The organism is Micromonospora sp. NPDC005324, from assembly GCF_040607155.1.
In the GTDB taxonomy this organism is placed as follows: Bacteria; Actinomycetota; Actinomycetes; order Mycobacteriales; family Micromonosporaceae; genus Micromonospora; species Micromonospora trifolii.
The window spans coordinates 231,851-242,414 of the sequence record NZ_JBEXGE010000009.1; the positions used below are offsets into that span (position 1 = coordinate 231,851).

9 protein-coding genes are annotated in these 10,564 nt (G+C 68.6%); 6 read left to right on the forward strand and 3 right to left on the reverse strand.

The window, feature by feature from the left end:
- Nucleotides 1-17: 17 nt before the first annotated feature.
- Nucleotides 18-2,771, reverse strand: coding sequence for a DNA methyltransferase (locus ABZS40_RS12765; RefSeq protein ID WP_354943439.1), 2,754 nt, complete (start codon nucleotides 2,769-2,771; stop codon nucleotides 18-20).
- A 2-nt stretch (nucleotides 2,772-2,773) separates the two neighbouring features.
- Nucleotides 2,774-3,022, reverse strand: a complete 249-nt coding sequence (locus tag ABZS40_RS12770; protein ID WP_354943440.1) for a hypothetical protein — start codon at nucleotides 3,020-3,022, stop codon at nucleotides 2,774-2,776.
- Between the two features lie 129 nt (nucleotides 3,023-3,151).
- Here ABZS40_RS12770 and ABZS40_RS12775 point away from each other — a divergent pair, with 129 nt between their 5' ends.
- Genes ABZS40_RS12775 through ispG form a run of 4 tightly spaced genes read left to right on the forward strand, consistent with a single transcriptional unit; the run spans nucleotide 3,152 to nucleotide 7,435 of the window.
- Nucleotides 3,152-3,748, forward strand: a complete 597-nt coding sequence (locus ABZS40_RS12775; RefSeq protein WP_354943441.1) for a Uma2 family endonuclease — start codon at nucleotides 3,152-3,154, stop codon at nucleotides 3,746-3,748.
- A gap of 43 nt (nucleotides 3,749-3,791) precedes the next feature.
- Nucleotides 3,792-5,003 (forward strand): 1-deoxy-D-xylulose-5-phosphate reductoisomerase, encoded by a 1,212-nt coding sequence (dxr, locus tag ABZS40_RS12780; protein WP_354943442.1) that lies wholly within the window; start codon nucleotides 3,792-3,794, stop codon nucleotides 5,001-5,003.
- Nucleotides 5,003-6,253 carry a site-2 protease family protein gene (locus tag ABZS40_RS12785; RefSeq protein WP_354943443.1) on the forward strand — a complete coding sequence of 417 codons (1,251 nt, stop codon included), beginning with the start codon at nucleotides 5,003-5,005 and terminating at the stop codon, nucleotides 6,251-6,253. The genes dxr and ABZS40_RS12785 overlap by 1 nt, the downstream gene beginning before the upstream one ends.
- A 9-nt stretch (nucleotides 6,254-6,262) precedes the next feature.
- Complete coding sequence (ispG, locus tag ABZS40_RS12790; RefSeq protein ID WP_210787026.1) at nucleotides 6,263-7,435, forward strand: flavodoxin-dependent (E)-4-hydroxy-3-methylbut-2-enyl-diphosphate synthase; 1,173 nt, start codon at nucleotides 6,263-6,265, stop codon at nucleotides 7,433-7,435.
- A 159-nt stretch (nucleotides 7,436-7,594) separates the two neighbouring features.
- On the opposite strand, the gene ABZS40_RS12795 is transcribed toward ispG, so the two are convergent.
- On the reverse strand, nucleotides 7,595-8,188 hold the full coding sequence (locus ABZS40_RS12795) for a PadR family transcriptional regulator (protein WP_354943444.1): 594 nt from the start codon (nucleotides 8,186-8,188) through the stop codon (nucleotides 7,595-7,597).
- A gap of 112 nt (nucleotides 8,189-8,300) precedes the next feature.
- Between ABZS40_RS12795 and ABZS40_RS12800 the strand changes: the two genes are divergently transcribed.
- Both ABZS40_RS12800 and ABZS40_RS12805 read left to right on the forward strand, forming a co-directional pair.
- A complete protein-coding gene (locus ABZS40_RS12800; protein ID WP_354943445.1) occupies nucleotides 8,301-9,641 on the forward strand; it encodes an MFS transporter in 1,341 nt (446 codons plus the stop codon).
- Nucleotides 9,571-10,410, forward strand: a complete 840-nt coding sequence (locus ABZS40_RS12805) for a GNAT family N-acetyltransferase (protein ID WP_354943446.1) — start codon at nucleotides 9,571-9,573, stop codon at nucleotides 10,408-10,410. Before ABZS40_RS12800 ends, ABZS40_RS12805 begins: the two co-directional genes overlap by 71 nt.
- Nucleotides 10,411-10,564 lie beyond the last annotated feature (154 nt).

Below are 10,564 nucleotides of genomic sequence, written 5' to 3' on the forward strand. Positions count from 1 at the left end.
GAGCCCATCGCGGAACCTCAGGTCATCGGCAGACCGAGCTGCTGAGCGACCGCCTTGCCGTCGCGTGCGGCGAACGGATCGTAGGGGCGCTGGCCGGCGGCAATCTCGGCGTTGAGCGCCAGCAGCCGTTGGGCGATCTCGTGCTTGTCTTGGGCAATTCCCTTCGGCCAGCCATAACAGGCGGCAACCGCCTCATCCAACTCGCGGTGCAGCTTCCTGAGGTCGGCGTAGGCGCCCTCGTCCACCAGGTTGTAAAGCTTGGTCAACCCGAACTGTTGCTCAGCGCAGATTTCCTGCCGGCGGGCGATCGTCCGCCGGCTCGCCTCGACCACCCGCTCCCGCTGCTCGTCGCCCACCGGGTAAGGCCATGGGAACGGCAGGAACGCCGAGGTCGGGGTGTACCGGAGGTCTGCCTTCATGGTCGACGACTGCGACCAGGCCCACGCGTTATGGATGGACGACGAGAGGATGCCCATCGAGTAGTCGTCGTCAAAGGCAAAGACGTAGACGAGGTCGCTCGGGCAGGTCCACGGTTCGCACCAGGTCAGCAGCAGCCGCTTGCCGACCCGTCCAGCAGCGATGTATCGCGGAAGTCCGGTAACCGCCCGGCGGAGCGCCGTGTAGGGTCGGCCGAACATCCACCAGTTCTCGCGGCGAAACTTGTCCCTGTTCGACGCGCGAACTGGCTTGACCCGCTCACGCACGATCTTCAATGCGGCTGGGTACTTCATTGCCTGTTCCAGGGGACGGCCGCCGAAATCGATCACCCACCGCCGTGGCCGTTGGGAAACCTCGTCGGCGATGTCCTCGCCTATGAGGTACGGGCGTACCACGTCACGGTAGGCGGCGTCCTTGAGAGCCAGCAGATCTTCAGCCTCTGCCAAGGTGAGGATGAAACCGTCGCCCACCGGCGTCATCCCCTGGAAGCACCGGCCGTTGTTGGCCGGCAATTTCGGCACGTCGCCGGTTGACGACTCCGGCGGCCGAAGCTCAGCGGTGATGCCGCTGACCGGCTCGTTGTCGAGGATGAACTCAGTCGGCGGCTCGCTCGGTGATCTGATCCAGCTGACCAGGCTGACGTGGACCTTGGCCTCGCCCGGCCAGGTCTGGCTGGATACCGCATCAGTGATCACCCCGCCGTTGGTGGTGACGTACTCCAGGCTGGCGGAACGGGCCCGGTTCTGCGAGATCGAGTTGGTGCCGACCAACCCAGCACGCTGACCCGGCTTCAGGTGCTGGTTGGCGCGGCGGAACCAGTAAACGCAAAAGTCTTTGACGCCGACGCCGAACGTTTTGCCGAGCCATTTTAGGTAGTCGTCACCGTGGGCCTCCCGCATGAACTGGGAGCCAAGGAACGGTGGATTGCCGACGATGCAGTCGGTCTCCGGCCAAGCGACCCGCAGGGCATCCTGCGTTCTGATCGAGCCAAGGCTGACCAGCGGCAGTGGCGGCTCTGCCGCGCCGTACTTCTCGATCATCTGCCGGTGACCCATCCAGAGGGTGACCCGGGCGACGGCGGTTGCCATCGGCACGATATCGATGCCTTGCATGTTCCTCAACGGAAAGTACGGCAGCCCGGTCGGGGTCGGCAGGCCGGAGGACTTGGCCAGTTCGGTGATCCGGGTCTTCAACGAGTGTTCCAGGTGGCGCAGTTCCCGGTAGGCCACGTAGAGGAAGTTGCCGCAGCCGCAGGCCGGGTCAAGCACCCGGAACTGGCACAACTCGTCCAGCAGGGCGACGCCTTCGTCGGGGGTGGTCACCGCGTCGATCCTGGCTCGCCATGGCTTGACGATCGTCGGTCGAACGATCTTCAGGATGTCGATCTCGTGGGTGTAGTGGGCGCCGAGTGCGCTTCGGTCGCCGTTCAGGAAACCCTCGATGAGCGATCCGAAGATCGTTGGATCAACCTGCTTCCAGTTGTACTCGGCGATCCGCAGCAGTTCGGCGGCCTCGTCCTTGGTCAGGTGCACCAGGGCAGGCTGGTTGAAGAGGTCACCATTGACGTACTGGGTGCCCTTGAGGATGCCCTGTCGGCCATGGTCGTTCGGGTCGTTGAGGGACGTGAACAGGCCGCCGAGCATCAGGTAGGACGACCAGGTGTCGCCAAACTTGGTGAGAAACTCCAGGGTCTGTTCGGTTGGCCGGCCCTCGATCATGCCGTAGTCCTCGGCGAAGAAGAGCCAGACCATCTGGAGGATGAATCGCTGAATCGATTCGGGTGGCGCTGCCTCCCGATCAAGGAGGTCCTGGTAGACCTTGGCCACGGAGATGGCGGCGGCCTTGGTCAGCTCCCGGTTGCTGTGGTGGAACAGGGGTTCGTCCCCGGCGAGCACCATCAGCGACTCGTACCGGTCGGGCAGCTCGATGAGGTCAAAGGCCATCAACGGAGCGTTCGGATACTGACCCGGCTCCCAGATCTCGAAGCGATGGAACGAGCAAAGCACCACGAACTGCGGTGCTGGCCGTCCGACACTCACATCGGCCGAATTGCGCCAGTAGTCCAGGGCCTGCTTGCGGTGCTGATCGAGGTGCGTCGTCTCCTTCGGGGCCTTCATCTCGACGATGAGCAGGCCAGGAAGGTGTAGATCCATGATCCCGACGGACGAGTGCGCATCCTCGAAGAGGGCACCGGCGTCCTTACGGTTGCGGCCGTAGCACTCGAACAGCTCGTTCAGGAAGGTCTGCGCCTCCGAGCGTTCCGTCTTGGCGTAGGTCTGCCACCGTCCGACGAACTTGATCAGTGCCGCCCGGATCTGCTCACCACTGCGCATGGTCAGAAGAGCTTAGGTGAATCCGCAGAGAAGTAGGCACCCTGAAACAGGTCCTTGCGGGCGATTTCCAAGTTGCGGGCGGCAGTGTCGAGCATCCGGGCCAAGTCGTCGCAGCCGACTGTCATGGCAGCCATCCGCTTCGCCCGCTCTGTCCGCTTAATGGCCTGCTCGATGTTGAGCAGTGCCTCGGAGACTTCGCGAAGCCCGGCCTCGCGGGCGGCTTGCTCAGGAGTGTGGTCAAGATCAGACATGTGTGGTCCTTTCGGGGCGAGCAGCCTCAGCCTACGGTCTGACAGAGCCCTGACGCGAGCAGCCGTGACCTGGGGAACGCCGGACCTCGGGTGCGTCGCCCCGAAGACGATCCCTGCCAGTCTCGCGACGTGCCCCCGAGGTCGTTCGACGCTTTGAGCCGCCGAAGTGATGCGTGGACGGCGAGCGCTGCGCTTGACCTCCTGCCCGAGAACAGCGGTCCACGGGTCGAGGTGCTGCGCGGATGTGTCGTGATCACCCCGGATTCCGACCTTGATCGGCGGACGGTACAGCGAAAACTCGGCTACCTGCTGAAGCAGGCCGCCCGTCGGGCAGAGCTGTGGCTCTATCACGAGGTGAACGTCGTCTCGAATGACGACCTGTTCATCCCGGACGTCGCCGTGCTGAAGGTCCCCGGCGGCGGGCGGACGACGATGAGCATCGGGCACGCGGTGCTGTTGGGGGAGATCGTTTCGCCGGGTAACCGGCGCAAGGCCGTGATCGATCGCCCCCGCGAGTACGCAGCCGTCGGGGTGCCGTTCTTTCTCCGGGTGGACCTGCGTAACCGGGTGCCGACCATGGCCCTGTTCGAGCTGTCCGACGGGGAGTACCGGCCGCTGGCCGCCGCTGCGGCGGGCAGCACCTTCGCGATGCGGGAGCCGTTCGAATTCTCCATCGATCCGGCCGAGTTGCTGGACGAGGAGGAGCCGGTGGAGGGGGAGGGCTGAGGCTCCCAGCGGGCGTGCAGCGGGGGTGGGGAAGAATGGCCGTGTGACTTCCCCCCGCGACCTTGTTCTGCTCGGGTCCACCGGCTCGATCGGCACCCAGGCCATCGACATCGTCCGGCGCAACCCGGACCGGTTCCGGGTGGTCGCCGTGGGTGCCGGCGGCGGCAACGTCGAGCTGCTCGCCGCGCAAGCCCTCGAACTGGGCGTCGAGGCGGTCGGGGTGGCCAAGGCGTCCGCCGCGCAGGACCTGCAACTCGCGTTCTACGCCGAGGCGAGCCGGCGCGGGTGGGCCACCGGTGACTTCAAACTTCCCAAGATCGTGGCCGGCCCGGACGCCATGACCGAGCTGGCCCAGTGGCCGTGCGACATCGTGCTCAACGGGGTGGTCGGCTCGCTGGGCCTCGCTCCTACGCTGGCCGCCCTGCACGGTGGTCGTACTCTCGCGTTGGCCAACAAGGAGTCGCTCGTTGCCGGCGGCCCGCTGGTCAAGGCCGCTGCGACGCGGCCGGGGCAGATCGTCCCGGTCGACTCGGAGCACTCCGCGCTGGCCCAGTGCCTGCGCTCCGGAACGCGCGGCGAGGTGCGCCGGTTGATCGTCACGGCCAGCGGCGGCCCGTTCCGGGGTCGGCAGCGTGACGAGTTGACGCAGGTCACGCCCGAGCAGGCGCTCGCGCACCCGACCTGGAACATGGGGCCGGTCGTCACGATCAACTCCGCCACGATGGTCAACAAGGCGCTGGAGGTGATCGAGGCGCACGAGCTGTTCGACGTGCCCTATGCCGACATCGCAGTGATGGTGCACCCCCAGTCGGTGATCCACTCGATGGTCGAGTTCGTCGACGGGTCGACGATCGCCCAGGCCAGCCCACCGGACATGCGGCTGCCGATCGCGCTCGGCATCGGTTGGCCGGACCGGGTGCCCGAGGCGGCCACCGCCGTCGACTGGACGGCCGCGCACACCTGGGAGTTCGCGCCGCTCGACGACGAGGCGTTCCCGGCCGTCGCCCTGGCCAAGGCCGCCGGGGAGACCGGGCGCTGCCGGCCGGCGATCTACAACGCGGCGAACGAGGAGTGCGTGGCCGCGTTCGTGGCGGGCCGGCTGCCGTTCCTCGGCATCGTCGACACCCTCGAACGGGTGTTGGAGGAGGCTCCGGACTTCGACGAACCAGGTACCGTCGAGGACGTGCTCGCGGCCGAGTCGTGGGCACGCGCGCACGCGCAGGAGATCATCGCGGGTTCGGTGGAAGGAGCTTGATGTCGTACCTGCTCGGGGTGGTCCTCTTCGCCCTGGCCATTCTCATCTCGGTGAGCCTGCACGAGGCGGGTCACCTGCTGACCGCCAAGGCGTTCGGGATGAAGGTCACGAAGTACTTCGTCGGCTTCGGCCCCACCGTCTGGTCGTTCCGGCGGGGTGAGACCGAGTACGGCCTCAAGGGCATCCCCCTCGGCGGCTTCTGCAAGATCGTCGGGATGACGCCGCAGGACGACGACGTCGAGCCGGGCGACGAGTCGCGCGTGATGTGGCGCTACCCGGTGTGGAAGCGGACGATCGTGATGGCCGCCGGGTCGATCACGCACTTCGCCCTCGCCCTGGTCACGATCTGGATCCTCGCCGTCTCCGCCGGCCTGCCCAACCCCGACTTCCCGACCACCGACGCGCAGGCCCGCCAGGAGCCCGCCGTCATCCAGCTCAGTGAGTGCGTGGTTCCGGAAAACGCGGTGCGTGCGTGCACCCCCGCCGACGCGGCCAGCCCGGCCGCCCAGGGGCAACTGCGCAACGGAGACCGGATCACCTCGGTCAACGGCACCCAGATCAACTCCTACGGCGACCTGCTCACCACGCTGCGCAGCCTCAAGCCGGGTGACACCGCGCAGATCGCGTACGTCCGCGACGGGCAGCCGGGCACCACCAGCACGGTGCTCGCGCAGACCCAGCGTCCGCCGCTGAACGACCCCGACGGCGCCGCCGCGCCAGTGGCCGCGCTCGGCGTCGGGCTCGTCCCCAGCACGCCCACCCGCGTGACGTACGGCCCGGTCGGCGCCTTCGGCGCCACCGCCGACTTCACCGGTCAACTGGCCGTCGGCACCGTCCAGGCGCTCCAGCGCCTCCCGCAGAAGGTCCCCGCCCTGTGGACCGCCCTCACCGGCGGCGAGCGGGACATCGACACCCCGATCAGTGTGGTCGGCGCCAGTCGACTCGGCGGCGAGGCGGTCGAGAACAACGCCTGGCTGGTCTTCTTCATGCTCTTCGTGTCGCTGAACTTCTTCATCGGCGTGTTCAACCTGCTGCCGCTGCTCCCGGTGGACGGCGGCCACATTGCCATCGCCTGGTTCGAACGGGCCCGCTCCTGGGTCTACGCGCGGATCGGCCGGGCCGACCCCGGCCGGGTGGACTACCTCAAACTGATGCCCTTCACGTACGCGGTGATCCTGATCGGCGGCGCGTTCACGCTGCTGACCATCGCCGCGGACGTCGTCAACCCCATCACGCTCTTCTCAAGGTGAGTGCCTGAAGTGACAGCTATCAGTCTCGGTATGCCCGCCGTGCCGCCGCCGCCGCTCGCTCCCCGTCGGGCCAGCCGCCAGATCATGGTCGGTTCGGTCCCGGTCGGTGGCGGTGCGCCGGTGTCCGTGCAGTCGATGACCACGACCCTCACCTCCGACATCAACGCGACCCTTCAGCAGATCGCCGAGCTGACCGCGTCCGGCTGCCAGATCGTGCGGGTGGCGGTGCCGTCGCAGGACGACGTGGAGGCGTTGCCCGCGATCGCCAAGAAGTCGCAGATCCCGGTGATCGCCGACATCCACTTCCAGCCCAAGTACGTCTTCGCCGCGATCGACGCCGGCTGCGCGGCGGTCCGGGTCAACCCGGGCAACATCCGGCAGTTCGACGACAAGGTCAAGGAGATCGCTCGTGCCGCGGGGGCGGCGGGGACGCCGATCCGGATCGGCGTCAACGCCGGGTCGCTGGACAAGCGCCTGCTGAGCAAGTACGGCAAGGCCACCGCCGAAGCGCTTGTCGAGTCGGCGCTGTGGGAGTGCTCGCTGTTCGAGGAGCACGGCTTCCGCGACATCAAGATCTCGGTCAAGCACAACGACCCGGTCGTGATGATCCGGGCGTACCGGCAGCTCGCCGAGCAGTGCGACTACCCGCTGCACCTCGGCGTCACCGAGGCCGGGCCGGCGTTCCAGGGCACCATCAAGTCGGCGGTCGCCTTCGGCGCGCTGCTGGCCGAGGGGATCGGCGACACCATCCGGGTGTCGCTGTCCGCCCCGCCGGTCGAGGAGATCAAGGTCGGCAACCAGATCCTGGAGTCCCTCGGGCTGCGCGAGCGGGGCCTGGAGATCGTCTCGTGCCCGTCCTGCGGGCGGGCCCAGGTGGACGTCTACAAGCTCGCCGAGGAGGTCACCGCCGGCCTGGAAGGGCTGCCGGTGCCGCTGCGGGTCGCCGTCATGGGCTGCGTGGTCAACGGTCCGGGCGAGGCCCGCGAAGCCGACCTCGGCGTCGCCTCCGGCAACGGCAAGGGCCAGATCTTCGTCAAGGGGCAGGTCGTCAAGACCGTGCCCGAGGCGCAGATCGTCGAGACCCTGATCGAGGAGGCGCTGCGGATCGCCGACGAGATGGGCGCCGAGCTCCCCGAGGAGCTACGCGGGCTGGTCACCGGCCCGACCGTCACCGTGCACTGATTTTCCATCTGGAAAAGCGGCCGTTCCCCGTGCGGGGAACGGCCGCTCTGCGTTCGTGCTGAGTGCGCTCTCGCGCTGCGCTGCTCGTGCCGTGCCGTGCCGTGGCGCTCGTGCTGCTCGTGCTGCTCGTGCCGTGCCGTGCCGTGGCGCGGCCTGGCGTCACTCGGATTCGGCGAGGATCGCGTACAACTTGCGCCGGGTCTCGTCGAGCACCTGGGCGGCCCGCTCACGCTGGTCGTCGGTGCCGTTCATCATCACCTGGCGCAACGCGTTCATCGCCTGAGTGCCGGAGTCACGGATGTCGTGCCAGCTGCTCACCGTGCCCTGGGCGACATCCGCCCACGGCGGGGTCTGCCCGGCCTCGGTGGCCTCCGCCTGACCGGCCTCGGTGACAGTGAACCGCTTCCGCCCACCACCGGACTCCTCGGTGCTGGCGACGATCACGCCCTCGTCCTCCAGTAGCTGGAGGGTGGGGTAGATCGAGCCCGGGCTCGGCCGCCACGCACCGCCGGTGCGGGAGTCGATCTCCTGGATCATCTCGTATCCGTGCATCGGCCGCTCGGTGAGCAGGGCCAACACGGAGGCTCGAACGTTGGGGCGTCGGCCCCGACCCCGTCCACGACCCCGGCCGCCCCAGGGGCCGCCGTGTCCGTGCTCGTGGCCGTGACCGTGCGGACCGGGCGGGACCGGCGGGAAACCGAACCCCCGCATCCGGGCCTCGTGCATCGGGTGGTGCTGTCGGTGGAACCTCATCAGGTTCTTCCTTCCTTAGGACTATCGCTGATGCATCAACGATATATCGGCAATGCATCGCTGACAGCCCTGATTTACCAAACCGTACGTACGTCTTGTTAGGGTGTCGGTCATGCGCCTGCTTCCCCCGCCGGGCCCGGCCCGGGTCCTCACCCTCGGCACGCTGGTCAAAACCGTTGGACGGGGCCTCTGGCTCGTCGCCAGCGCGCTCTTCCTCACCCGGTCGGTCGGCCTGTCGGCAACCCAGGTCGGCATCGGGCTGACCATCTCGGCCCTGGTCGGTGTGTTGGCCAGCGCCCCGAGCGGTTACCTGGCCGACCGCGTCGGCCCACGCGGTGTGCAGGTCGGCGCGCTCCTCGTCGCCGGCACCCTGACCATCGGGCTGATCGCCGTCCGGTCGTTTCCCACGTTCGTGCTGGTGGGAGCCGCCACCGCGCTCGCCGACGCGGTCGAGCGCGGTGCCCGCGGCGCGCTGATCGCCGGAGCGATCCCAGCCGACCAGCGGGTCCGCACCCGCGCCTACCTGCGAGCCACCACGAACGTCGGGATCTCCGTCGGCGCAGTCCTCGGCGGGTTCGCCATCGCCGCCGACACCCGAACCGGGTACGTCGCGCTGATCCTGGCCTCGGCGGCGACGTCGCTGGCCGCAGCTGTGGTCTTCCTCCGACTGCCCGCCGTCGCCCCGGTCGCCGCTCCGACGCACGGCCCTCGGCTGGTCGCCCTACGAGACCGCCCGTTCCTCGCCTTCACCCTGGTCGACGGGCTGATGTCGATGCACTTCAGCCTGCTCACCGTCGCTCTGCCGCTGTGGATCGCCGGCCACACCCGGGCACCCGTTTGGATGATCTCCGCGTTGACGCTGGTCAACACCGTGCTGGTGGTGCTCCTTCAGGTACGCGCCGCGGGTACCGCCGCCACAGTGCCCGGAGCCGCCCGCGCCGCCCGCCGAGCGGGCGTCGCCATCGCCCTGGCCTGCGTACTCTTCGCCGCCAGCGGCGCGCTGCCCACCGCCGGAGCGGTGGGCCTGCTCGGCCTCGGGGCACTCGCGCACGTCACCGGGGAGCTGTGGCACTCCGCCGCCGGCTGGGGGATCTCCTTCGGGCTGGCGCCGGCGGACGCCCAGGGGCAGTACCAGGGGGCGTACGGCATGGGCTACGAACTGGGCAAGATGCTCGCACCGGTCGTGGTGACCACCCTCGCGCTCGGCTGGGGCGTACCCGGCTGGCTCGTGCTCGGTGCCCTGTTTCTCCTGCTCGGAGCCCTGGTGCCCCCGGTCGTCCGGTGGGCCGAGCGGACCCGGCCGATCAGCGGGCCTGCAGAACCGGTGCCGGCCTCGCCACTCGACCGGCGGAGCGGGGGGTCGATCTGGCAGGCTGATAGTCGTGCTGACGGTGCCGGTACGGCAACTGGGGGAATCGGAGCGCCGCGCGGTCGAGCGACTGCTCGACCATGACCCGTTCGCGGGCGCGCAGGTCGCCGAGCGGATCGCCGCGCGCGGACTCTCCTGGTGGCGGGCCGAGGGCAGAATCCTGGGGTACGGGGCCCGCCGCAACCTCGAATCACTCTGCTGGCTCGGCGGCAACCTGACCCCGGTGCTGGCCAGCGACGCCGCGGTGGCTGCCTTCGCCGACCTGCTCGCGGGCGAGGAACGGCTGTGCTCCTCCATCGTCGGCCGTGCCGATGCCGTCCTCGGGCTGTGGGACCGCCTCTCCGCCACCTGGGGGCCAGCGCGAGACGTTCGCCCCAATCAGCCACTGCTGGTCACCGACACGCTGCCACCCGTACCGGCCGATCCGGAGGTACGCCAGGTTCGCTCCGGCGAGGTCGACCGGCTCTTCCCGGCGGCGGTCGCCATGTACACCGAAGAGGTCGGCGTCTCCCCGCTGGCCGAAGACGGCGGACGCAGCTACCGCCGACGGGTCAACGACCTGGTTCGGACCGGTCGCGCGTACGCCCGCATCATCGACGGCAAGGTCGTGTTCAAGGCCGAGCTGGCCGTGGTGACCAAGCGGACGGCGCAGGTCCAGGGCGTCTGGGTGGCACCGGAATGGCGAGGTCGGGGGATCGCCACCGCCGCCATGGCCGCCGTGGTCCGCGACGCGCTGCTGCGGGTCGCCCCCACCGTCAGCCTGTACGTCAACGACTTCAACCTCCCGGCCCGCCGCGTCTACGAGCGCTGCGGCTTCCAGCCGATCGGCACCCTGGCCACCGTCCTCTTCTGACCGCTGCGGTTGGCTCGGTGTGATGCATCCCCGCAGATCTTGGACACTTTCCGTTAGCGCGGCGGGCTCAACCGGTGGTTGCAACACCCAGGAGCTGGGTCATCTTCTCACCTGGGGTGGCCCAGCCCAGGGTCATTCGGGGGCGGTCGTTGAG